Below are 22,188 nucleotides of genomic sequence, written 5' to 3' on the forward strand. Positions count from 1 at the left end.
GCGTACCTTGAAGCCATAGGCGTGCGGGCATAATCTGGCCCGCACGTGTCATTGGATTTATGTTGCTCGATGACGCTCTGCCCGGTCCGCCTCCAAGCGATAACAGCCAGAAGAGGGGCGCGGGTGTAGAGCAGCATGACCCACAAGGGAAGAGAGATCGCCATGCTCGAAAGTTGTCAGAATGCTCAGGAACGCTGGGGTGGAGTTCATCTGCTGATCGACCGCTGGTTGCAGGAGCGTGAAGATCTGATCGGTGCCTACGACAAGTTGGGCGACAAGCCACAGGCTCTGTCCGAGAACCGTAAACCCTTGCTGGAATTCTGCGGTGTGCTGGTCGATTACGTCTCGGCCGGGCACTTCGAGATCTACGAACAGCTGACCGGTGAAGCCAAGGCCTTCAACGACAAGCGCGGCCTCGAACTTGCCGAAACCCTTTACCCGCGTATCGACGTCATCACCGAAAAACTCCTCGCGTTCAACGACCTTTGCGATGCAGGCAAATGCGTCGCCGAGAAGTTCAAGGAACTGGGTGGCCTGCTGCACGAGCGCTTCGAGCTGGAAGACTGTCTGATTGAAGTGCTGCACACGGCACACAAGCAGGAAGATCCGGTTCAGGCCTGATGGTTTTTTCGAGAGCATAAAAAACGCGGTGCGCCGAAAGCGCACCGCGTTTTTTTATGCCCGTGAATCGGCGCCGATCAGCTCGTTGCACCGCGCAACTCGACTTCAAACACCAGTGGTGTAAATGGCGCGATCAGATCGCCCGCACCGTCGGCACCATAGGCCTGATCCGATGGAATCACCAGGCGCCACTTGGCACCTACCGGCATGTTCTGCAGTGCGGTACGCCAGCCGGCAATCACACTGTCGAGGCTGAACCATTGCGGCTGAGTGTTCTGGTCGAACACCGTGCCATCCGGCAGTCGACCGACGTACAGCACCTGCACTTTCCCATCGGGGCCGGCCTTGGCACCGCTGCCCGGGGTCAGCTCGGTCAACAGGATGCCGTCGGCCAGTTCCTTCACGCCTGGCTTGGCTTTTTCGGCGGTGAGAAAACGTTGTTCGTTTTCCATCGCGGCATCGCTTGAAGGCAGCGTGGAGTGTTCGGCGTTTTGCGATTCGTGATCGGCGAGGATCTGCTCGATCCGTGCTTCGCTCAGTGCCAATGGCTTGCCTTGATAGGCCTGCTGCAATCCGTCGACCAACGCCTGAATCTGCAATTGCGGGACCTCTTGGCGCAAGCGTTCACCGAGGCTGGCGCCGAGGCTGTAGGCCAGATCGTGAGCATCGTTCGCGGTGGTTTTTTCGTCGGCGTGGGCGGCAGAAAAAATCATCCAGAGGGATAAAACAAGGTAGCGCGACATGGGCACACTCCGTCCTGAGATGCGGGCGATTATGCCAGCGCGAACGTCTGCAACGGTGAACTGCTTTTGTCTTTGTGCAGAACATTTTCGCTCCGTTGCAACGCAACGGTTTCGTTACTGTCAAGATGACCTAGCGGCGGTAACTGCAGAGGTCTAGTATGAGCCGCACTCACGTCAGCCAGGAGGTAAACCATGTCGGCCACCAAGAAGCCTGTAAACACTCCGTTGCACTTACTCCAACAACTCTCGGGCAGCCTGCTCGAGCATTTGGAAAACGCTTGCTCCCAAGCCTTGGCTGATGCTGAAAAACTGCTCGCCAAACTGGAAAAGCAACGCGGCAAGGCGCAAGAAAAACTGCACAAATCCCGCACCAAATTGCAGGACGCAGCCGCTGCCGGTAAAGCCAAGGCGCAGAACAAGGCCAAGGCTGCAGTCAAAGAACTCGAAGACCTGCTCGATGCGCTGAAGGATCGTCAGTCCGACACTCGTGGCTACATTCTGCAACTCAAGCGCGACGCCCAGGAAAGCCTGAAACTGGCTCAGGGTGTCGGTCGTGTGCAAGAGGCCGCCGGCAAGGCGCTGACCTCTCGCGCAGCAAAACCTGCAGCAGTGCCTGCGAAGAAAGCGGCCGCGAAACCTGCGGCGGCAGAAGCGCCGGCGAAAACCGCTGCAGCCAAGCCAGTGGCAAAACCAGCGGCCAAGGCACCGGCTAAAACCGCCGCCAAACCTGCTGCCAAAACCGCAGTGAAAAAACCGGCTCCGGCGAGCGCTGCGAAACCGGCCGCTCGTACTGCCGCTGCCAAACCTGCAGCGACAAAACCGGCTGCCAAGCCAGCGGCCAAACCTGCTGCGCGCAAAGCCGCTCCGGTAAAAACCGCTGCTGCTAAACCAGCTGCCAAAGTCGCGGTAAAACCGGCTGCCAAACCTGTCGCGAAAACCGCCGCTGCAAAACCGGCAGCAAAAACTGCGGCCAAACCGGTCGCGGCAAAACCTGCTGCCAAGGTTGCTGCCAAACCAGCGGCCAAGCCTGCTGTTAAAACCGCGGCCAAACCTGCAGCAGCAAAACCTGCGACCGCTGCGGCCAAGCCTGCTGCCAAACCAGTAGCCGCTAAGCCAGCCGCCAAGCCGGTTGCAAAACCCGCCGCGAAAAAACCGGCCGCTGCCAAACCCGCTGCCGCCAAACCGGCAACTGCACCGGCTGCCAAGCCAGCCGCTCCGGCGCCGGCCGCTGCACCTGCTCCAGCCGCTTCTACCTCGACCACCACGACGGCACCAACGCCGGCCGCTGCGTCGAGCGTCAGCAGCAACCCGACCAGCGCTTCCTAAGCGCCGGTTGCCGCGACGCGCAGCACTTGCAGCGCGTCGCGGTTCGGGCTGGTGGTCGATCCCGCCAGACTCTCCAGCCATTGCCCGGACGCTGATACTTCATCACACGGCCAGTCCTGCGCAGCCTGTTCCAGTTGCCACAGCAAGTGCCGTTCGGCTTCCAGCTCCAGCGCTTTCATTTGTTCTCGCAACCCTTTGAGTACCGAATCTTCCTCGGCCAGGGTTTTCCATTGAGTGCGCAACGCACGCAGTGGCTGCACCACCTCCGCATCCCAAGGCACCACCAGCGTTTTCAACTGCTCCAGGCGTTGTTCGTCGCAGGCCACACCACGTTGTTCCAACCACAGACCGCACAGCAGCAGGCAGACGTTGGCCCCCGCCGCTTGCAGTTGCAGGCAGGCAGGTTCCACGCCCGGTCGGGCGTAGGTGGCAAGGGAAAAGCTCCACAGGTCAGAGGACATCGTGCTACTCGCGCCAGTTGTGAGCGAAGCTGGTAGACTCCGCCGCCATTATGATCCGACTTCAGAACCTGACTTTACAGCGTGGCCCGCAACGTCTGCTAGAAGACGCCGAGCTGACCCTGCACGCCGGCCACAAAGCCGGCCTCATCGGTGCCAACGGCGCCGGCAAATCCAGCCTGTTTGCCTTGCTGCGCGGCGAGTTGCACCCGGACTCGGGCGATTGCCTGCTGCCGGCCGACTGGCGGATCGCGCACATGCGTCAGGAGGTCGACACCCTCGAGCGTCTGGCGGTCGACTATGTGCTCGATGGCGACCTGCGTCTGCGCGAAGTGCAACGTGACCTCGCCGTCGCCGAAGCGGCCCACGATGGTACGGCGCTGGCCCGCCTGCACGCCGAACTCGACAGCGCCGACGGTTATACCGCCGACGCCCGCGCCCGCAAACTGTTGGCCGGCCTCGGGTTCACCAACGAGCAGATGGATCGTCAGGTAGGCGATTTCTCCGGTGGCTGGCGGATGCGTCTGAACCTGGCGCAGGCTTTGATGTGTCCGTCGGATTTGCTGCTGCTCGACGAACCGACCAACCACTTGGATCTCGACGCGATCATCTGGCTCGAGGAGTGGCTGAAAAGTTATCCGGGGACCTTGCTGCTGATTTCCCACGACCGCGACTTCCTCGATGAAGTGGTCGATCACGTGGCCCATGTCGATCAGCGCAAACTGACCCTGTACCGGGGCGGCTATACCGCGTTCGAGCGTGCCCGTGCCGAGCGTCTGGCCCAGCAGCAACAGGCCTACGAGAAGCAGCAGGCGCAACGTGCGCACATGGAAAGCTACATCGCCCGCTTCAAGGCCCAGGCCACCAAGGCCCGTCAGGCGCAGAGCCGGATCAAGGCGCTGGAACGCATGGAAGAGCTGTCGGCGGCTCACGTCGATTCGCCGTTCGACTTCGTCTTTCGTGAATCGACCAAGATCTCCAGCCCGCTGATCGACCTGTCCGATGCGCGTCTGGGTTACGGCGAAAAAACCATCCTGGAGAAGGTCAAGCTGCAACTGACCCCGGGGGCGCGGATCGGTCTGCTCGGGCCGAACGGTGCCGGCAAGTCGACCCTGATCAAGAACCTCGCCGGCGAGCTCGAACCGCTGGCCGGGCGCCTGACACGCGGCGAGAACACCGTGGTCGGCTACTTCGCCCAGCATCAGCTCGACTCGCTGGATGCCAAGGCCAGCCCGTTGCTGCACCTGCAGCGTCTGGCGCCGACCGAACGCGAGCAGACCCTGCGCGACTTCCTTGGCGGTTTCGACTTCCGTGGCGCGCGTATCGACGAGCCGGTACTGAATTTCTCCGGCGGCGAGAAAGCGCGTCTGGCCCTGGCGCTGATTGCCTGGGAACGGCCGAATCTGTTGCTGCTCGACGAACCGACCAACCACCTCGACCTGGAAATGCGCCTGGCGCTGACCATGGCGCTGCAGGAATTCAGCGGCGCGGTACTGGTGGTGTCTCACGATCGGCACTTGCTCAAGAGCACCACTGACAACTTCTATCTGGTCGCTGACGGCAAGGTCGAAGAGTTCGATGGCGACCTTGAAGATTACGCGCGCTGGCTGGTGGAATACCGCCAGCGCAACGCGCCGGTCAGCAACACGCCGGTTAACCCGGACAAAACCGACAAGAAGGCCCAGCGCCAGGCCGCCGCAGCATTGCGTCAGCAACTGGCGCCGCACAAGCGCGAAGCCGACAAGCTCGAAGCCGAGCTCGGCAAACTTCACGAAAAACTCGCCAAGGTGGATGCCAGCCTCGGCGACAGCGATATCTACGAGCCGGCGCGCAAGAACGAGTTGCGTGATCTGCTGGCAGAGCAGGCCAGGCTGAAAGTGCGCGAAGCCGAGCTGGAAGAAGCTTGGATGGAGGCACTCGAAACGCTGGAAAGCATGCAGGCGGAGCTGGAGGCGCTGTCCTGATGGACGCGTTCAAGTGGCCATTGCCGGCGGTGTGGGTCGAGCCGATCTGGCTCGGCGTGCAGATTCTGCTGATCCTGCTGGCCGGCTATCTGGCCCAGCGCTTCGTTGCCAAAGGCCTGACCCGTCTGGGTGAGCGCTACCCGTTTCCGCCGCAGTTGCTGATGCCGCTGCGTGGCGGTCTGCGCTGGCTGATCATGGGCAGCGCGCTGATCTTTGTGCTGGAACGCCTCGGGGTGTCGGCCACGGTGTTGTGGACGGCGCTGTCGGGTTTCGTCGCGGTGGCGGCGGTGGCGTTCTTCGCGATGTGGAGTGTGCTGTCGAACCTGCTCTGCGCGATCCTGATCTTCACCGTCGGCCCGTTCCGCCTCGGCGATGTGGTGGAGCTGGTCGACACCACTGACAAACCCGGGGTCAAAGGCCGGGTCGTGGCGATCAATCTGCTTTACACCACGTTGATCGAGGCAGAGGAGCTCGGGACGGGCAGCGCCATGGTACAAGTGCCGAACAGCCTGTTCTTCCAGCGCTCGGTGCGACGTTGGCGCGGCAGCGATGTGTTTCCGTCCAGCGGGTTCGAAAAGTAGATTCCCCGGGCGTCTGGTCTGACGCCTTCGCGAGCAGGCTCGCTCCCACAGTGAAAATGCATTGCCCTGTGGGAGCGAGCCTGCTCGCGAAGGGGTATTAGCCCGCAAATACGGGGTTGCGTCCGCAACGTCCTACAAAAAAAACGATAGTCATCCGCCTGAAACCACATTAATTTGGACGCTTGGTACGAGTCCGAGTCGAGGTGTGCGATGGAGCTTCAAACATGGCTGGCATTCTTTGCCGCCTGCTGGGTGATCAGTCTGTCCCCGGGTGCTGGCGCCATTGCGTCGATGTCCAGCGGCCTGCAATACGGTTTCTGGCGCGGTTACTGGAACGCCCTCGGCCTGCAGATCGGCCTGGCGGTACAGATTGCGATTGTCGGCGCTGGGGTCGGCGCGATTCTCACTGCTTCGGCCACCGCGTTCTATGCGATCAAATGGTTCGGTGTGGCCTATCTGGTCTATCTGGCGATCAAGCAATGGCGTGCGCTGCCCATGGACATGAGCGATGACGCAGCAGTCCGGCCGATCGGCAAACCGCTGGCGCTGGTGTTTCGCGGCTTCCTGGTCAACATCAGTAACCCCAAGGCGCTGGTGTTCATGCTGGCGGTGCTGCCGCAGTTCATCAATCCCCATGCACCGCTGCTGATGCAGTACCTGGTGATCGGCGTGACCATGATCTGCGTGGATCTGGTTGTCATGGCTGGCTACACGGGTTTGGCGTCCAAGGTGCTACGCCTGTTGCGCACGCCGAAGCAGCAGAAACGCATGAACCGCACGTTTGCCGGGCTGTTCATTGGTGCGGCGGCGTTTATGGCGACGTTGCGTAAAGCGGCGGTCTAAAAGCCCCGGCCAGAAAAAAGGCGACCTCTTGGGGTCGCCTTTTTATTCCTACTGATTTCTCCAGTGAACTCCGTTGTAGCGAGGGGATTCATCCCCGATGGGGCGCGAAGCGGCCCCGCTCTTGACCTGACAAGAAGGGGCCTGCTGCGCAGTCCATCGGGGATGAATCCCCTCACTACAGAGTTGTTCACTCAGCTGGTCAGTGCAAAATTACCGGCGCGGTATCACGCGGCAGATTGTTGCGCTGCTGCGCTTCACGCGGCTGCTCGTAACCGCCGCCACCGAGCTGCATGCGCAGTTGCCCGGCCACGTCTTCGCCCAGCGCTTTGGACACTTCACGCACCACCCGAGGGCGGTTCAGCGAGATCTTGATGTCGCGACCGTTCACCAGTTTGGTGTCCTGCGCTTCGCCCATCGCCGTGAAGGCCGAGGTGATCTCGTAGGTCTTGGTGTTGATCAGACTGAAATCCGCCACCAGCGTCAGACCCAGCACCGCCGAATAGCTGTCGGTGTGCGCCAGCTCGTTCATGTCCTGAGTGAAGTCGATGTCGGACACGGTGCCGAACAGCACATAGTCGGCACCCTTGAAGTTGCCGGCCTTGATCCGCTTGATCACGTCGTAGACGTCACCCTTGGACGACGCGGTGTACGGCGTGCCCTGCACCAGCTGGAACATGCCGGTGCGGAGGATCTCGCCCTTGATGTCGCCGGTGAATTTGCGCAGTTCACCCTGTTCGATGTAGCTGGTGGTCGCTTCCAGCTCGTTGTAGTTCGACGAACCACTGGCGCTGTAGTAACCCTCGCGGTAATTGCTCTGCGCCGAAACGATGTGGATGTACTGCTCCACACGTTCCTGATACGCCAGATCCGTTACCGCGACTTTCGGGGCCGCTTGCACGCTGAACGCGCAAGCCAGGGCCATCATGCCAATCCATGCGCGCATCAATTAACGCTCCGTGGTTTTGCGAATCTCTTTTTCGTCCATCCACTCGGCCAGACCGCTTTCGACGTCGATCAGTTGCAGGCTGAATTTGTAGAAGACGTCCTTGTAGTCGCTGCTGCGCTTGACGATCGAACTGATCGAGCCTTCCAGACGGTATTTGGCGGCGATCATGTTGCCGGTCTTGGCCACGGTGCTCTTCTTGTACAGGCCGCTCTGGTTTTGCAGCTTGAGCTGATCAACCTGGCTCTGCATCGCGGTGTTGTCGCTGGCGAAGCGGGCGGTGCCGGACTTCATCAACTGAGTCTTGATGCTGGTGGTGATTTCGCGGGTATCGATGTACTCGCTGGTCTTGTTCTTCACGTCGTAGACCTGCACCACCGGGCGGCCCTGCAGAATGCCGGACTGGGCCAGCGAGCGGGTCATCGATTCGGCGATCATCTGCAGGTCGGTCGAACCGAATTCGTTGGTCACGGTTTCAACCGCTTTGGTGTCGCCGTAGCTGATGTTCTTGCTGCCCAGGGTCGGCGAGGTGTTGGCGCAACCGGAAGCCAGCAGGGCGAGGACAGCGATCAGGGAAAAGCGTGCAAACATGGGAATGCTCTCTAAAACAGGAATAGGGTGGCGGACTTAAGGCGTCTTGAGTTCGAGACGGAAATCCACGGCTTTCGGGGTCGGGGCGATGCCCTGGATGAAGCTGGTCTGAGCGCCGTACATCATCTGGCTTTTCCAGACTTCTTCCTCGGCGACCGGGAAACCTTCCGCACCGAGCCAGGCGAAGCGGTAGTAGAACGTCTTGTTGCTGTTGAGGGTGTTGGTCAACTGCACATTGACGGTCATGAAGCCGTTCTCTCGGGCGACGCGCATGGCGCCGACCGCGATGTGTTTCTGCGGACCCATGGCCACGACCTTGCTCGCGGCGCTGCCCGGCTCAGGAGGTGGCGGGGTGGCGCAGCCGCTGGCCAGCACGGCGAGGGCGGCAACGGCGAAGAGTTTCAAGCGCATGCAAAGACTCCGTTCTTAAGGTTGTTTAAGGCTGGCGACGTTGGTCGCGCTGGCGCTCGGGATGACGTGGGCGGCGACGCCGCCGGCAAATACCTGATTGCCTACGGCACGCAGGCTGATCACTTGATAACGCTGATCGACGGTGACCTTGACCAGCGAACCGCCGACGGCGCTCGGCAGGCTGACTTGGTGCTCGCCTTTCTTCAAGCGCAGACGCACCACTTGGGTGTTGTCCGGCAGGGTGCGCCACGTACGGGTATCGGCACCTTCCAGCACGGCTGAAGAAATACCCACGGCCAGACCGGCCAGCGGGTTGGTTTCGTTGATCTTCTTCTGCGCCACGCCTTTGGTGATTGCGCGCACGGTGGTGCGCACGATGATCCCCGGCATGTCATCGCGCAGGGCGCGACGGGACATGGCGGTGGTGCTGTTGAGGGCGGTCAGGTTGACTTGCTGGCCATCGACGCCAATCTGCGTGAATGGTGCGGTAGAGGTGTCAGGCTTGATGATCGGGAACGACAGCGGGGTGATCACCACGTTGTTGGAGATCGGCAATGGCAGCGGCACGCGGATCGAATCGCGCGAAGGTGCCAGACCGCTTTGCACCACGATCAGGATGTCGCTGTCGTCGGATTTGCTCGGCTTGTCGAGGTTGACCAGCGCCTGCTCCAGCAGCGGGGTGTTCGGGCGCAGTTCAGCCGCCTTGCGGTAGCCCGGTGCAGCCAGGTCTTTCTCGCCCAGGGCTTCGTAGACGAAACCGGCCAGGTAATGGCTGAACGCACTCTGGTAGCTGTTTTTCAGGCTGACCACTTCCGGCGCGTCGAGGCTGGCGACCGGGTAGCCTTGCAGATCCTTGTATTGAGTCTTGATCCCTTCCTTTTCGGCCTCTTCCTCACTCTTGAGGTATTCCTTGTCGCGCAGGTCGGCGATCACCGCTTCACGTTCGTGGGTTTTCTTGATCGCGGTGCGGGCGCCATCGAAGTCGTTGACGGCCAGCAGGTTGAGGGCCATCTGGGTGGTCAGCATGACTTTCTCGTAGTCGTAACCTTCGTAGCGACGGACCTTGTCGTTGACCAGGAAGCTGCCGAACTGAGCCAGGTATTTACCGGTATCGAGCTTGACCGAATCTTCCCACTGACCGACCACCTGGTCGGCGCTGGTCCAGGCGTTCTGGCTGCCGGACAGGTCACCCTTGGCGCGCAGCAACTCACCTTTCTCGAAGTAATAGAGCAGATCTTTGTCGGGGCCGGTGTTGTTCTTTTCCAGCAGGGTCAGCGCGGCGTCGACGTTGCCGGTGGCCAGTTGCTGGTTGGTCTGGGCCAGTTCCGAATCGTAGTTGCGAAACGCCGAACAGCCGGACAGCAGAGTGACAGCGCTGAGCGCGATCAAGGTGGGAGTGCGCAATGCCATGGGGGTACTTCTTCCCTGAGCTAGTAACTGCATCAGCCGCCGGTGCTGGTCGGGCTGGTGTGACCCATCGACAGTGGCGCTGGCCTCCTGCCAATTCCTCATAACCAGAGGAGCTTTTATGCCGCGTCGCTATAGCGAGGGCGCGGCATTATAAGCGGGCGATGCTGGCCATGTAATAGCTTTTTAATTGCACTTGTTAGTTTGGTGCCATTACTTATTTCAGGCTGGATACTCGATTTTCCAGCGAGGTGCTGGACTGAAAAGCGCTGCCGTTGGCGTAAATCTGTCCACCGAGCACGCGCAGGCCGATCATCTGCCGGTGCTGGTCGATACGGATTTTCAGCGGCGCCGTGGTATTCGACAGGCTGATCAGATGCTCGCCCTTTTTCAGGCGCAGGCGCACAACCTGCGTCAGGTCAGGCAGGGTGCGCCAGGTGCGGGTGTCGGCGTGTTCGAAAGTGTCCCAATGGGTCACGTAGGACGCCTTGCTCGGGTTGCGTCGATTGTCCGTGCCTTGAACATCTGCGGCGAGGAATGCCCGATAGGTCGTGCGCTGGATAATCCCGGGCATGTCGTCACGCAGCGTGCGCAAGGACATTTCGGTGATGCTGTTGACCGTGATCAGTTTCTTCTGGCGACCATCGATACTCACCTGACTGACCGGCGGGGTTGAGGTGTCCGGCACCATCACCGGAAACGAAATGTTGGCGACGATGACTTGCCCGTCTGCCAGCTTCACCGGGTACGGCACGCGTACTGAACTGCGGGCAGGTGCCAGCCCGCTTTGCACAATGATCAGCACGTCGCTTTCATCGGCCTTGAGTCCGGGGCTGTCGAGGGCGCGTAGTGCCTGTTGAAAAAAGGCTACGTCCGGGCGCAGTTCAATGGCCTGACGATATCCGGGCGCGGCAAGATCCTTTTCACCCAGCGCTTCATAAGTGAAGCCCGCGAGATAGTGACTGAATGCACTTTGGTAACCGTTTTTCAGGGCAATCACCGCAGGCGATTCGAGCATTACCACCGGGTAGCCCTGCAGATCCCTGTAATGCACACGTGCGCCCTGGGCCTTGGCTGCTTCCTCGATTTTTTCGTATTCCAGCTCCCGTTGCCGAGCGATCAGCGCTTCGCGCTCGTGGGTTTTCTTGATGTCGGCGCGAGCGCCATCGAAGTCATTTAGCGCCAACTGATTGAGGGCCATTTGCGTGGTCAGCATGACCTTTTCATAGTCGTAGCCATCGTAGCGGCGCAGCTTGTCGTTGATGATGCTGCCCCAGTGATCGCCCATTGCAGCAAGCAACTTGTCGCCAGTGGTCTGGATTGTGTCCTGGCGTTCGATAATCATCTGTTCGGCGCTGCGCCAAGTGGTCTGGCTTTGCGCAAAATCGCCGCCGGCACTGAGTACGGCGCCTTTTTCGAAGTAGTAGAGCAGGTCTTTTTCCGGGTCCGGATTGTTCGCTTCGATCACCGACAGGGCACCTTCGATGTTGCCGTTTTTGAGCGGCGCGGTGGTCTGTTGCAGCTCCAGATCGTAATTGCGATACGCACCGCAACCGCTCAGTTGCACAACGGCGGCGATCAACAGGGGTAGCAGCATGTTATGGCGCATGAAGAGGGTTCGTCCTTGAGCGGCAAATGCAATGAGGTGGCGCAGTATAGAGTGCGGTAGTGGCCAAGTGATTCGTCCGTTTTCGCAGGTTCATGGCACCCGTCCCAGGTGGCGTATGTCGACAACGCTTGAGTGAAAAGCGTTCGAAGTGAACAATATGTAACTTCGCATTTCCATTTGAGACTCATTCATGACTGCCGCGTCCCGATTTCTGGCCTGGCTGGTGTTCCCGTTGTGCGCCCTGAGCAGCTTCAACCTGCTGGCCGACACGGTGGAAGGCGCCCCGCAAGCGCTGCACCTGCTCGATTACATCAGCGCCGACTACCCGCCGACGGTCGAAGCGGGCAAAGTTGTCGATGACGGCGAATACCGCGAGCAGCTGGAATTCACCCAAGTGCTGCAAGGGCTGATCGGCGGTCTGCCGGCCAAACCGGAGAAGGCTGCGCTGGAGCAGGGCGTCGCGGCTCTGCATGCGGCTATCACGGCAAAGCAGGACGGTGCCGACGTCGCCCGTCAGGCCCGGCAACTGGGGGAGAAACTGGCGGTGGCGTATGAGGTCAGCCAGGCGCCGATCATCACGCCGGATCCGACCCGTGGCGCGCCGCTGTATGCGCAAAACTGCTCGGTTTGTCACGGTGCCAACGGAGCCGGTGACGGTCCGGCGGGCCTCGGCATGGCGCCGCCACCGGCCAACCTGCGCGATGCCGCGCGGATGGATCATCTGAGCCTTTACGCGATCTACAGCACCCTCGGCCAAGGTGTCGAAGGCACCGACATGCCGGCGTTCGCCGATCAACTGGACGACCGTCAGCGCTGGGATCTGGCGACCTACATCGCCGGCTTCAGTGCCGACCCGGCCGCCGACAAGTCCGACAAGACCTTCAATATCGCTGATCTGGCACGCCAGACGCCGGCCGAAGTACAGGCCGCCGAAGGTGCGCCAGTCGCCGCGACCTTCCGTGCCCAGCGCGCGCAGCCACCGCAGGTCAAACGCGGCCCGGCGCAATTGCTCGACTACACCGCCGCGACGCTGGACAAAAGCCTGGCGGCGTACCGCGCCGGTGATCGTGATCAGGCCTATGACCTGTCGGTGGCGGCGTATCTGGAAGGTTTCGAACTGGTCGAAAGTTCGCTGGATAACGTCGACGCCAACGTACGCAAGGACACCGAAAAATCGCTGATGGCCTACCGTCAGTCGTTGCAGGACGGTCTGCCGGTGGCGCAGGCGGAAGAGCGCCTGGACGCGGCCAAGGGCAAGCTCAAAGCGTCTGCCGAACTGCTTGGCAGCGATGGCCTGAGCTGGTCGCTGAGCTACATCTCCGGTCTGCTGATTCTGCTGCGCGAAGGCCTCGAAGCGATTCTGGTGCTGGCGGCGATCCTCGCGTTCCTGCGCAATACCGGCCAGCAATCGGCGGTGCGCAGCGTCAACGTCGGCTGGGGCCTGGCGCTGCTCGCCGGTCTTGGTACCTGGGCGCTGGCGGCGTATGTGATCGACGTCAGCGGCTCGCAGCGTGAATTGCTCGAAGGCGCGACGGCGCTGTTCGCCAGCGTCATGGTGCTGTGGCTCGGCGTGTGGATGCACGACCGGCGCCACGCTGCAGCCTGGCAGGACTACATCAAACAGAGTCTGGTGGGCGGCGGCGGGCGTTTCGGCTTCGCGATCCTCGCGTTTTTCTCGGTGTATCGCGAGTTGTTCGAAGTGATCCTGTTCTACGAAACCCTGTGGCTGCAGGCCGGCCCCGCCGGGCATGATGCGGTGCTGGCTGGTGGTGCGACGGCGCTGGTGCTGCTGATCGGTCTGGCCTGGGTGATCCTGCGTGGCTCGGCGAAACTACCGCTGGCGCTGTTCTTCAGCATCAACGCCGGTCTGCTCTGCGCGTTGTCGGTGGTGTTCGCCGGGCATGGCGTGAAGGCGTTGCAGGAAGCCGGGATCTTCGGCACGCGGCCGGTGGCGTTCTTCGATTTCGACTGGCTGGGGATTCATGCCGACGCTTATTCGCTATCGGCGCAGGCCGTGGCGATTCTGGCGATTGTCGTGTTGTATGGGCGCAGCCGGATGGTTGAGAAGAAGCGGGTGATTGCTTAATAGCATTCGCTGCGCTCACATTCGCGGGCAAGCCACGCTGCCACAGGTTTAGCGTTAACCTTGTGGGAGCGCGGCTTGCCCGCGATGCTTTTAGAAGAGGAAAAAATGATGCGCGTATGGATCGATGCCGACGCCTGCCCGCGGGCCGCCAAGGAGCTGGTGGTGAAGTTCGCCCTCAAGCGCCGGTTCGAAGTGGTGCTGGTGGCGGGGCAACCGCAGATCAAACCGGGGCTGGCGATCGTCAAGCTGATCGTGGTGCCCAGCGGCCCGGATGCGGCGGACGATTATCTGGTCGAGCACGCGGTGCCCGGAGAGCTGGTGATCTGCAGCGATATTCCGCTGGCCGATCGCCTGGTGAAGAAAGGTGTAGCGGCGCTTGACCCGCGCGGCAAGGAGTTCGACGCGCAGAACATGGGCGAGCGCCTGGCCGTGCGCAACCTGTTTACCGACCTGCGTGAGCAGGGTCAGATCAGCGGCGGCCCGGCACCGTTCGGCGAGCGTGAGAAACAGGCGTTTGCCAATGCGCTGGACCGGATTCTCACCCGGCTGACCCGTCAATCTTGAAAAGATCGCAGCCTGCGGCAGCTCCTACAGCGTTCTGGTGATCACCTCAATCCTCTGTAGGCGCTGCCGAAGGCTGCGATCTTTTGATTTTAAGCGTCGTGCTCGTGCGTCAGTTCGAGCACCCGGTCGACCAGCTTGTTGATCCCCGAAGCCGCCTCACTGATGTTCTGCGCCAGCATGTAGGCCGGGGTGGTCACCAGTTTGCGCGCCTTGTCTTCGATGATCTCGCTCACCGCGCAGTCTTCGTGGGTGGCGCCCATCTTGTTCATCGCGGTGGCGGTATCGGCATCGTTGCCGATGGTGCAGGTTACGCCCGGGCCGTAGATTTTCGCTGCCAGCGCCGGCGAGATGCACATCAGACCCACCGGTTTGCCCGCTTCGGCAAAGGCTTCAGCCAAGGCCAGCACCTCAGGCTGTACCGTGCAGCCGGCACCTTCGACGGCGAAGTTCGAGAGGTTCTTCGCGGCGCCAAAGCCGCCGGGCACGATCAGCGCGTCGAAGTCTTCGACGTCGGCCTCACGGATGTCCTTGATGTTGCCGCGGGCAATGCGCGCCGACTCCACCAGGACGTTGCGCGTTTCGGGCATTTCTTCACCGGTCAGGTGATTGATCACATGCAATTGCGCGATGTTCGGCGCGAAGCACTGCACCTGCGCGCCGCGTTGATCCAGGCGCAACAGAGTGATGACGCTCTCGTGGATCTCGGCGCCGTCGTACACGCCGCTGCCGGACAGGATCACTGCAACTTTTTTGCTCATGGGTTTCTCTCCAGATTCATGGCGCTAAATGTCCACTAAATTGTCGCGTGTTGCCATAGGGTGATTGGGCGGCTAGACCTAGGATCTGTCCATAGAATCCGATCGGGGCGCGCCATGGACTTCATTCTGTATGCAGTGCCATTTTTCTTCGTGCTGATTGCCGCCGAACTGCTTGCCGATCGCTGGCGCGGGACCCGACACTATCGCCTCGCTGACTCGGTCAACAGCCTCAGCGCCGGGGTGTTGTCGACCACCACCGGCCTGCTGAGCAAAGGCCTGGGGCTGGTGACCTATGCGTTTGCCCTGGAACACCTGGCGTTGCTCAGGTTGCCGGCAGACAGTCTCTGGGTCTGGGTGCTGGCCTTTGTCTTCTATGACTTCTGCTATTACTGGCTGCATCGCCTGGGCCACGAGCGCAACATCCTCTGGGCCGCGCATTCGGTGCATCACCAGAGCGAGGAATACAACCTCTCCACGGCGTTGCGCCAGACCAGTACCGGATTTGTGCTGGGCTGGATCTTCTACTTGCCGATGGCCGTGCTTGGCGTGCCGCTGCTGGTGTTCGTCAGCGTCGCGGCGATGAATCTGCTGTATCAGTTCTGGGTTCACACCCGGCACATTCCCAAGCTCGGCTGGTTCGAGTGGTTCTTCGTCACGCCATCCAATCATCGGGCCCACCATGCACAGAACGCTCTCTACATGGATCGCAACTACGGCGGGGTGTTCATTCTTTGGGATCGGTTGTTCGGTACGTTTCAGGAAGAGGACGACAACGAGCCGGTGATTTTCGGTGTGACCACGCCGCTGGCGAGCTGGAATCCGCTGTGGGCCAATGTGCAGTTCTATGTGCAGTTGTGGGACGACGCACGCCGCACCGAAAGCCTTTGGGACAAGCTGCGGATCTGGTTCATGCGCACTGGCTGGCGTCCGGCGGATGTGGCGGCGAAGTACCCGCTGACCAAACCCGACTTGAGCCGCTTCCGCAAGTACGAGGTACCGCTCGACAGCCGTCGCCAGTGGTATGTGGCGCTGCAGTTCTGCGTCTATATCGCGCTGGGCAGTGACCTGATGGGGCAGGCGCAACATCTGTCGACCGCCGCGCTGCTACTGGGGTGGGGTGTAGTGGCGTGGGGTTTGTTCGCGCTGGGGGTGATGCTGGAGAATCGCCCGTGGGCACTGAAGGTCGAGCTGCTGCGGCTGGGGTCGAATGTGCCGCTGGTATGGCTGGCGCCGCTGCTCGGGCTATGGCCGGCCAGCCCGTTGGCCTGGGCTGGTCTGCTCGGTTACAGCCTGCTCAGTGGCATCGGGCTGTATGGCTGTCGCCAGCGTGTTACTCGGCTGGCGTCTTAGGCTCGGCGGGTTTTGAGTGTTCTGCCTGAAGCAGCGCGGCTTTTGCGGCTTGTTCATCGGCGTAAACCTGCTTGGCCAGGCGCGCATTCTTGAAGCGGCGACGCAGCCACAGACCAACGCCAAGAATCAGCAGCGCGCCGAGCACCCACAACTCGTACTTCTTGATGCTGCCGAGCATGCCTTCGAGCACCGCGCCGAAGTGGTAGGCGGCGGCTGCCAGGGCGGTGGCCCAGATCGCTGCGCCGATGCCGTTGAGCAGCAGGTAGCGTCCCGGCGGATAACCCGACAGGCCGATCGCCACCGGCATCACCGTGCGCAGGCCGTAAACGAAGCGGAAGCTCAGAACCCAGATGTCCGGATGCTTGCGGATATGTTCCAGCGCGCGGTCGCCCATCATCTGCCAACGCGGCTTGCGCGCGAGCAATTTGCGCCCGTGCTTGCGCCCCAGGAAGTACCACAGCTGATCGCCGGCATAGCTGCCGAAGAACGCCACGACCACCACCAGGTTGATGTCCATGTATCCACGGAACGCGAGGAAGCCTGCGAGCACCAGAATGGTTTCGCCTTCGAAGAACGTGCCGAGAAACAGGGCAAAGTAGCCGAAGTCATGCAGAAATTGTTGGAGCATTGTCTGGGTGCTGGCGAAATGAACGCGCAGCCTAACCCTTCGGACACATTCAGGAAAGTGTCGAAATGTGTCTCGACGTGAACATTTCCTACGCTAACAATGGAATGCGGCTACATGTCACGGGGTACGCACAACTGTAATCTGTTCGTCATAATGGCCGTCTATAACTGTCACGCTCGCCCGTTTGCGCGGGCTCAGGAGTCTGCCGTGAGCTTTACCCCTGCCAACCGTTTGTTCCCCGCTACCCGTTTGCGCCGCAACCGTCGCGATGATTTTTCGCGTCGGCTGGTACGGGAAAACGTGCTGACGGTCGATGACCTGATCCTGCCGGTGTTCGTGCTTGACGGTGAGAACCGTCGCGAAGCCGTGGCCTCGATGCCCGGCGTCGAGCGCCTGACCATCGATCTGCTGCTCGAAGAAGCGGCGAAATGGGTCGAACTGGGCATTCCGGCGCTGGCGCTGTTCCCGGTCACGCCTGTCGAACTGAAATCCCTCGACGCCGCCGAAGCCTGGAACCCGCAGGGCATTGCCCAGCGCGCCACTCGTGCATTGCGTGAGCGGTTTCCCGAGCTGGGAGTGATCACTGACGTCGCCCTCGATCCGTTCACCACCCATGGGCAGGACGGCATTCTCGACGAAGAAGGCTACGTGCAGAACGACATCACCGTCGACGCACTGGTCAAGCAGGCGCTGTCCCACGCCGAAGCCGGCGCTCAGGTCGTGGCGCCGTCGGACATGATGGACGGTCGGATTCAGGCGATCCGCGAAGCGCTGGAGATCGCCGGCCACGTCAATGTGCGGATCATGGCCTACTCGGCCAAGTACGCCAGCGCCTATTACGGGCCGTTCCGCGATGCCGTGGGTTCGGCAGCGAATCTGGGCAAGGCCAACAAAGCCTCGTATCAGATGGACCCGGCCAACAGCGATGAAGCGTTGCACGAAGTCGGCGCGGACTTGTCTGAAGGCGCGGACATGGTCATGGTCAAACCCGGCATGCCGTACCTGGACATTCTTTTCCGGGTAAAAGATGCCTTCAAAGTGCCGACCTTCGTCTATCAGGTTAGCGGCGAATACGCCATGCACATGGCGGCGATCCAGAATGGCTGGTTGAGCGAGGCGGTGATTCTCGAGTCACTGACCGCCTTTAAACGTGCCGGCGCTGATGGCATCCTGACTTACTTTGCTGTCCGCGCCGCTCAATTGTTACGAGAGCAGAAATAGCCCTCCCAGGAACATTCGATGAATACCGAAGGACTCACTGAAGTTGCAGTAAAAGAAGCTCAACCGGTGGTGGAGCAAATCACCGAAACCCCGCCGGAACTCGAACCTGCGCCGCCCGCGCCGGTCACCGAAGCCGTCGCGGCGGCGCCAGTGATTGCGATCCCGGGGCTGGATGACAGCAGCCTGTACATCCACCGCGAGCTTTCGCAACTGCAGTTCAACATCCGCGTGCTGGAGCAGGCGCTGGACGAGTCCTATCCGTTGCTGGAGCGGCTGAAGTTCCTGCTGATTTTCTCCAGCAACCTCGACGAATTCTTTGAAATCCGCGTAGCCGGCCTGAAGAAGCAGATCACTTTCGCCCGGGAACAGGCCGGTGCCGACGGTCTGCAACCGCATCAGGCGCTGGCGCGGATCAGCGAGCTGGTGCACGGTCACGTTGATCGCCAGTACGCGATCCTCAACGACATCTTGCTGCCGGAGCTGGAAAAGCATCAGGTGCGCTTCATCCGTCGCCGTCACTGGACGACCAAGATCAAAACCTGGGTGCGCCGCTACTTCCGCGACGAGATCGCGCCGATCATCACCCCGATCGGCCTCGACCCGACGCATCCATTCCCGTTGCTGGTAAACAAGAGCCTGAACTTCATCGTCGAACTGGAAGGCATCGACGCCTTCGGTCGCGATTCCGGTCTGGCGATCATTCCGGCACCGCGCCTGCTGCCTCGGATCATCAAGGTTCCGGAAGAAGTCGGCGGCCCGGGCGACAACTATGTGTTCCTGTCGTCGATGATTCACGCCCACGCCGATGACCTGTTCCAGGGCATGAAGGTGAAGGGCTGCTACCAGTTCCGCCTGACCCGAAACGCCGACCTGGCGCTCGATTCCGAAGACGTCGAAGACCTTGCGCGCGCCCTGCGTGGTGAGCTGTTCTCGCGGCGCTACGGTGATGCGGTGCGTCTGGAAGTCGCCGACACCTGCCCGAAACACCTCTCGGACTACTTGCTCAAGCAGTTCAACCTGAGCGAAACCGAGCTGTATCAGGTCAACGGCCCGGTCAACCTGACCCGCCTGTTCAGCATCACCGGTCTGGACAGTCACCCGGAGCTGCAATACACGCCGTTCACCCCGCAGATCCCGAAACTGCTGCAGAACAGCGAGAACATTTTCAGTGTCGTCAGCAAGCAGGACATCCTGTTGCTGCACCCGTTCGAGTCGTTTACCCCGGTGGTCGACCTGCTGCGCCAGGCGGCGAAAGACCCGCATGTATTGGCTGTGCGCCAGACCCTGTACCGCTCCGGCGCCAACTCGGAAATCGTCGATGCGCTGGTGGACGCCGCGCGCAACGGCAAGGAAGTGACCGCGGTCATTGAACTGCGCGCGCGCTTCGACGAAGAGTCCAACCTGCAACTGGCCAGCCGTCTGCAAGCGGCCGGTGCGGTGGTGATTTACGGCGTGGTCGGCTTCAAGACCCACGCCAAGATGATGCTGATCCTGCGTCGCGAGGCCGGCGAGATCGTGCGTTACGCGCACCTCGGCACCGGTAACTACCACGCCGGCAACGCCCGTCTGTACACCGACTACAGCCTGCTGACCTCCGACGATGCCTTGTGCGAAGACGTCGGCAAACTGTTCAGTCAGTTGATCGGCATGGGTAAAACCCTGCGCATGAAAAAGCTGCTGCATGCGCCGTTCACTTTGAAGAAGGGCATGCTCGACATGATTGCCCGGGAAACCCAGTTCGCCGTCGAAGGCAAACCGGCGCACATCATCGCCAAGTTCAACTCGCTGACTGATCCGAAGATCATCCGCGCGCTGTACAAGGCCAGCCAGTCCGGCGTGCGCATCGATCTGGTGGTGCGCGGGATGTGCTGCCTGCGTCCGGGCATTGCCGGGGTTTCGCACAACATCCATGTGCGCTCGATCATCGGTCGCTTCCTTGAACACACCCGAGTGTTCTACTTCCTCAACGGCGGCGAGGAGCAGATGTTCCTCTCCAGTGCCGACTGGATGGAGCGCAACCTCGACAAGCGCGTCGAGACTTGCTTCCCGGTGGAAGGCAAGAAGCTGCTGACTCGCGTCAAGAAAGAGCTGGAGCTGTACCTGACCGACAACACCCACAGCTGGAGCCTGCAGTCGGATGGTCGTTACATCCGCAACACGCCAACCGGCAATCAGAACCCGCGCAGTGCGCAGGCGACGTTGCTGGAACGCCTGGGCAGCCCGATTTTGCCGGTGAGCAGCTAAGCCTCGGTTTCAGGTGAAATAAAAAGGCGATCCCTCGGGATCGCCTTTTTTGTACGCCAAACACCGACCTGTGTAGGAGCTGCCGAAGGCTGCGATCTTTTGATCTTGCCGTTTAAAGAGCAAAAGATCGCAGCCTGCGGCAGCTTCTACAGGGGTTATCAGTGGACTGTCAGCACGATGCCAACCCGCGTCAGCCACTCGGCCTCCAGGCCAAAGTCAGCCTGAGTCAGCTGATTCTCATCCAGCCAGTGCTCCGGGAATTCCACGTCGAGCGTGTTGCCCTTGGCGTGCAGCGCCACTTGCGGCATCGCCTGGGTGCCACGGATGTGGTGGAACAGGATCGCGAAGCGCAGCAGCACGCACAGGCGGATCAGCTTGTCGCCGTCGTCACCGAATTCGGCGAACTTGTCCTTGGGAATGTTGCGGCGGTGGCCGCGCACCAGCAGGGCGAGCATTTGCTGGTCTTCGCGGGAGAATCCGGCGAGGTCCGAGTGCTCGATCAGGTAGGCGCCGTGCTTGTGATAGTGGTAGTGCGCGATGTCGAGGCCGACTTCGTGGACTTTCGCCGCCCAGCCGAGCAGTTCGCGCCAGATGCCGTCATCCAGCTCCCAGTCTGCAGCGACCTGATCAAAGGCGTGCAGCGCTTTGCGTTCAACTCGCGCGGCTTGTTCCAGGTCGACGTGATAACGCTCCATCAACGAAGTCAGGGTGCGTTCGCGCACGTCTTCGTGGTGATGGCGGCCAAGCAGGTCGTAGAGCACGCCTTCACGCAGTGCGCCTTCGCAGTGATCCATGCGTTGCAGTTCGAGGGCGTCGAAGATCGCTTCGAGAATCGCCAGACCCGCGGGGAAGATCGCCCGGCGGTCAGGCTTGATGCCTTCGAAATCGATCTTGTCGACGTCACCCAGTTTGAACAGGCGACGCTTGAGCCATGCCAGGCCTTCGGCATTCACTTCGCCGGTGCCATGTCCGCCGGCCTTCAGCGCCAGGCCAATGGCGCGGATGGTGCCCGAGGAGCCGATGGCTTCATCCCAGGTCAGGCGGTGCAGGGCGTGTTCGATGCTCATGATCTCCAGCCGCGCCGCCGTGTACGCCTGGGCGTAACGGGCCGGAGTGATCTTGCCGTCCTTGAAGTAGCGCTGGGTGAAACTGACGCAGCCCATTTGCAGGCTTTCGCGCAGCAGCGGTTCAAACCGCTGCCCGATGATGAATTCGGTACTGCCGCCGCCGATGTCGGCCACCAGACGCTTGCCCGGGGTGTCGGCGAGGGTGTGTGACACGCCCAGATAAATCAGCCGTGCTTCTTCACGGCCGGAGATGACTTCCACCGGGTGACCGAGGATTTCTTCGGCGCGGTGGATGAATTCCAGACGATTGCGCGCTTCGCGCAGGGCGTTGGTGCCGACGATTCGCACGGCGCCCAGCGGCATGCCGTTGATCAGTTGGGCAAAACGCTTGAGGCAATCGAGCCCGCGCTGCATCGATTCTTCGTTGAGATGGCGCTCGTCGTCGATGCCGGCGGCAAGCTGCACTTTCTCTCCGAGGCGCTCCAGAATGCGGATTTCACCGTTCTGGGCCTTGGCCACGACCATGTGGAAGCTGTTGGAGCCCAGGTCGATTGCGGCGATCAGGGACAGATTCTTGGCTTTGGATTGCGGCATGGTCAGGGGGTCTCGGTCGATAACCCCGCCATCGTGCCACGATCAAACGCTGGCGCCAACGCGCATGGTTCAAACCGTTGATCCTGCGCATAAAAGCTTGAGACCGCGGCGCGGCCATTCGCGAGCAGGCTCGCTCCCACAGGTTTTGCGGCGAACACACCATAGTGGTCCAACAGAGA

Annotated in this window: 20 protein-coding genes; 10 read left to right on the top strand and 10 right to left on the bottom strand. The window is 61.1% G+C overall.

What is annotated here, in order from left to right:
- The first annotated feature begins 162 nt into the window (after nt 1-162).
- The gene (locus ACM6HV_RS08690; protein ID WP_041072012.1) at nt 163-621 is read left to right on the top strand and encodes an Rsd/AlgQ family anti-sigma factor; all 459 of its coding nucleotides are present in this window, start codon (nt 163-165) and stop codon (nt 619-621) included.
- 77 nt (nt 622-698) lie between these two features.
- Here the strand turns inward: ACM6HV_RS08690 and ACM6HV_RS08695 are convergent, their stop codons facing one another.
- A complete protein-coding gene (locus tag ACM6HV_RS08695; RefSeq protein ID WP_108184170.1) occupies nt 699-1,364 on the bottom strand; it encodes an FKBP-type peptidyl-prolyl cis-trans isomerase in 666 nt (221 codons plus the stop codon).
- Nucleotides 1,365-1,556: 192 nt separating this feature from the next.
- Between ACM6HV_RS08695 and ACM6HV_RS08700 the strand changes: the two genes are divergently transcribed.
- Nucleotides 1,557-2,690, top strand: coding sequence for an AlgP family protein (locus tag ACM6HV_RS08700; RefSeq protein ID WP_414903981.1), 1,134 nt, complete (start codon nt 1,557-1,559; stop codon nt 2,688-2,690).
- Here the strand turns inward: ACM6HV_RS08700 and ACM6HV_RS08705 are convergent.
- Nucleotides 2,687-3,151, bottom strand: a complete 465-nt coding sequence (locus ACM6HV_RS08705; protein WP_414903982.1) for a TIGR02444 family protein — start codon at nt 3,149-3,151, stop codon at nt 2,687-2,689. The two genes, ACM6HV_RS08700 and ACM6HV_RS08705, sit on opposite strands and share 4 nt — an antisense overlap.
- A 50-nt stretch (nt 3,152-3,201) precedes the next feature.
- Between ACM6HV_RS08705 and ACM6HV_RS08710 the strand changes: the two genes are divergently transcribed.
- The 3 genes from ACM6HV_RS08710 (at nt 3,202) to rhtB (ending at nt 6,536) form a co-directional block, all read left to right on the top strand.
- Complete coding sequence (locus ACM6HV_RS08710; RefSeq protein WP_041072019.1) at nt 3,202-5,112, top strand: ATP-binding cassette domain-containing protein; 1,911 nt, start codon at nt 3,202-3,204, stop codon at nt 5,110-5,112.
- A complete protein-coding gene (locus ACM6HV_RS08715; RefSeq protein WP_003229371.1) occupies nt 5,112-5,693 on the top strand; it encodes a mechanosensitive ion channel family protein in 582 nt (193 codons plus the stop codon). The genes ACM6HV_RS08710 and ACM6HV_RS08715 overlap by 1 nt, the downstream gene beginning before the upstream one ends.
- Before the next feature lie 210 nt (nt 5,694-5,903).
- Nucleotides 5,904-6,536 carry a homoserine/homoserine lactone efflux protein gene (rhtB, locus tag ACM6HV_RS08720; protein WP_414903983.1) on the top strand — a complete coding sequence of 211 codons (633 nt, stop codon included), beginning with the start codon at nt 5,904-5,906 and terminating at the stop codon, nt 6,534-6,536.
- Nucleotides 6,537-6,735: 199 nt separating this feature from the next.
- Here rhtB and ACM6HV_RS08725 read toward each other — a convergent pair whose 3' ends face one another.
- The 5 genes from ACM6HV_RS08725 to ACM6HV_RS08745 form a co-directional block, all read right to left on the bottom strand.
- Entirely contained in the window at nt 6,736-7,479 is a 744-nt protein-coding gene (locus tag ACM6HV_RS08725; protein WP_414903984.1) for a penicillin-binding protein activator LpoB, read from the bottom strand.
- A 3-nt stretch (nt 7,480-7,482) separates the two neighbouring features.
- On the bottom strand, nt 7,483-8,070 hold the full coding sequence (lpoB, locus tag ACM6HV_RS08730; RefSeq protein WP_003229365.1) for a penicillin-binding protein activator LpoB: 588 nt from the start codon (nt 8,068-8,070) through the stop codon (nt 7,483-7,485).
- Between the two features lie 36 nt (nt 8,071-8,106).
- Nucleotides 8,107-8,481, bottom strand: a complete 375-nt coding sequence (locus ACM6HV_RS08735; RefSeq protein WP_338800309.1) for a YcfL family protein — start codon at nt 8,479-8,481, stop codon at nt 8,107-8,109.
- Between the two features lie 15 nt (nt 8,482-8,496).
- Nucleotides 8,497-9,891, bottom strand: a complete 1,395-nt coding sequence (locus tag ACM6HV_RS08740; RefSeq protein ID WP_414903985.1) for a COG3014 family protein — start codon at nt 9,889-9,891, stop codon at nt 8,497-8,499.
- 214 nt (nt 9,892-10,105) lie between these two features.
- A complete protein-coding gene (locus tag ACM6HV_RS08745; RefSeq protein WP_414903986.1) occupies nt 10,106-11,497 on the bottom strand; it encodes a COG3014 family protein in 1,392 nt (463 codons plus the stop codon).
- A 190-nt stretch (nt 11,498-11,687) separates the two neighbouring features.
- Between ACM6HV_RS08745 and ACM6HV_RS08750 the strand changes: the two genes are divergently transcribed.
- Together ACM6HV_RS08750 and ACM6HV_RS08755 are read left to right on the top strand one after the other, a co-directional pair.
- Entirely contained in the window at nt 11,688-13,583 is a 1,896-nt protein-coding gene (locus tag ACM6HV_RS08750; RefSeq protein WP_414903987.1) for an FTR1 family protein, read from the top strand.
- Between the two features lie 108 nt (nt 13,584-13,691).
- Complete coding sequence (locus tag ACM6HV_RS08755) at nt 13,692-14,147, top strand: YaiI/YqxD family protein (protein ID WP_414904152.1); 456 nt, start codon at nt 13,692-13,694, stop codon at nt 14,145-14,147.
- 89 nt (nt 14,148-14,236) lie between these two features.
- On the opposite strand, the gene elbB is transcribed toward ACM6HV_RS08755, so the two are convergent.
- A complete protein-coding gene (elbB, locus tag ACM6HV_RS08760; RefSeq protein ID WP_414903988.1) occupies nt 14,237-14,905 on the bottom strand; it encodes an isoprenoid biosynthesis glyoxalase ElbB in 669 nt (222 codons plus the stop codon).
- Between the two features lie 114 nt (nt 14,906-15,019).
- Here elbB and ACM6HV_RS08765 point away from each other — a divergent pair, with 114 nt between their 5' ends.
- The gene (locus ACM6HV_RS08765) at nt 15,020-16,255 is read left to right on the top strand and encodes a sterol desaturase family protein (protein WP_414903989.1); all 1,236 of its coding nucleotides are present in this window, start codon (nt 15,020-15,022) and stop codon (nt 16,253-16,255) included.
- Here the strand turns inward: ACM6HV_RS08765 and ACM6HV_RS08770 are convergent.
- On the bottom strand, nt 16,236-16,883 hold the full coding sequence (locus ACM6HV_RS08770; protein WP_145593674.1) for a DedA family protein: 648 nt from the start codon (nt 16,881-16,883) through the stop codon (nt 16,236-16,238). The genes ACM6HV_RS08765 and ACM6HV_RS08770 overlap by 20 nt on opposite strands.
- Nucleotides 16,884-17,090: 207 nt before the next feature.
- On the opposite strand from ACM6HV_RS08770, the gene hemB reads away from it, so the two are divergent.
- Nucleotides 17,091-18,104: a porphobilinogen synthase gene (gene hemB / locus ACM6HV_RS08775; protein ID WP_041072033.1), complete on the top strand. Its 1,014-nt coding sequence runs from the start codon at nt 17,091-17,093 to the stop codon at nt 18,102-18,104.
- 18 nt (nt 18,105-18,122) lie between these two features.
- The gene (gene ppk1 / locus ACM6HV_RS08780; protein WP_041072035.1) at nt 18,123-20,348 is read left to right on the top strand and encodes a polyphosphate kinase 1; all 2,226 of its coding nucleotides are present in this window, start codon (nt 18,123-18,125) and stop codon (nt 20,346-20,348) included.
- A gap of 158 nt (nt 20,349-20,506) precedes the next feature.
- Here ppk1 and ppx read toward each other — a convergent pair whose 3' ends face one another.
- Nucleotides 20,507-22,009: an exopolyphosphatase gene (gene ppx, locus ACM6HV_RS08785; protein WP_047297233.1), complete on the bottom strand. Its 1,503-nt coding sequence runs from the start codon at nt 22,007-22,009 to the stop codon at nt 20,507-20,509.
- Nucleotides 22,010-22,188: the final 179 nt, after the last annotated feature.

The sequence above is a fragment of the Pseudomonas sp. IT-P260 genome (assembly GCF_949768395.1).
Taxonomy (GTDB): Bacteria; Pseudomonadota; Gammaproteobacteria; order Pseudomonadales; family Pseudomonadaceae; genus Aquipseudomonas; species Aquipseudomonas parakoreensis.

Excerpts from the sequence above, each read along its gene's own strand:
- ACM6HV_RS08695 (WP_108184170.1), bottom strand. The coding sequence starts at position 1,364 with ATGTCGCGCTACCTTGTTTTATCCCTCTGGATGATTTTTTCTGCCGCC.
- ACM6HV_RS08735 (WP_338800309.1), bottom strand. The coding sequence starts at position 8,481 with ATGCGCTTGAAACTCTTCGCCGTTGCCGCCCTCGCCGTGCTGGCCAGC.
- ACM6HV_RS08715 (WP_003229371.1), top strand. The coding sequence starts at position 5,112 with ATGGACGCGTTCAAGTGGCCATTGCCGGCGGTGTGGGTCGAGCCGATC.
- rhtB (WP_414903983.1), top strand. The coding sequence starts at position 5,904 with ATGGAGCTTCAAACATGGCTGGCATTCTTTGCCGCCTGCTGGGTGATC.
- ACM6HV_RS08700 (WP_414903981.1), top strand. The coding sequence starts at position 1,557 with ATGTCGGCCACCAAGAAGCCTGTAAACACTCCGTTGCACTTACTCCAA.
- ACM6HV_RS08740 (WP_414903985.1), bottom strand. The coding sequence starts at position 9,891 with ATGGCATTGCGCACTCCCACCTTGATCGCGCTCAGCGCTGTCACTCTG.
- ACM6HV_RS08770 (WP_145593674.1), bottom strand. The coding sequence starts at position 16,883 with ATGCTCCAACAATTTCTGCATGACTTCGGCTACTTTGCCCTGTTTCTC.
- lpoB (WP_003229365.1), bottom strand. The coding sequence starts at position 8,070 with ATGTTTGCACGCTTTTCCCTGATCGCTGTCCTCGCCCTGCTGGCTTCC.
- ACM6HV_RS08765 (WP_414903989.1), top strand. The coding sequence starts at position 15,020 with ATGGACTTCATTCTGTATGCAGTGCCATTTTTCTTCGTGCTGATTGCC.
- ACM6HV_RS08690 (WP_041072012.1), top strand. The coding sequence starts at position 163 with ATGCTCGAAAGTTGTCAGAATGCTCAGGAACGCTGGGGTGGAGTTCAT.
- ACM6HV_RS08705 (WP_414903982.1), bottom strand. The coding sequence starts at position 3,151 with ATGTCCTCTGACCTGTGGAGCTTTTCCCTTGCCACCTACGCCCGACCG.
- ppk1 (WP_041072035.1), top strand. The coding sequence starts at position 18,123 with ATGAATACCGAAGGACTCACTGAAGTTGCAGTAAAAGAAGCTCAACCG.
- ACM6HV_RS08710 (WP_041072019.1), top strand. The coding sequence starts at position 3,202 with ATGATCCGACTTCAGAACCTGACTTTACAGCGTGGCCCGCAACGTCTG.
- ACM6HV_RS08745 (WP_414903986.1), bottom strand. The coding sequence starts at position 11,497 with ATGCGCCATAACATGCTGCTACCCCTGTTGATCGCCGCCGTTGTGCAA.
- ACM6HV_RS08725 (WP_414903984.1), bottom strand. The coding sequence starts at position 7,479 with ATGCGCGCATGGATTGGCATGATGGCCCTGGCTTGCGCGTTCAGCGTG.
- ppx (WP_047297233.1), bottom strand. The coding sequence starts at position 22,009 with ATGCCGCAATCCAAAGCCAAGAATCTGTCCCTGATCGCCGCAATCGAC.
- ACM6HV_RS08750 (WP_414903987.1), top strand. The coding sequence starts at position 11,688 with ATGACTGCCGCGTCCCGATTTCTGGCCTGGCTGGTGTTCCCGTTGTGC.
- ACM6HV_RS08755 (WP_414904152.1), top strand. The coding sequence starts at position 13,692 with ATGCGCGTATGGATCGATGCCGACGCCTGCCCGCGGGCCGCCAAGGAG.
- elbB (WP_414903988.1), bottom strand. The coding sequence starts at position 14,905 with ATGAGCAAAAAAGTTGCAGTGATCCTGTCCGGCAGCGGCGTGTACGAC.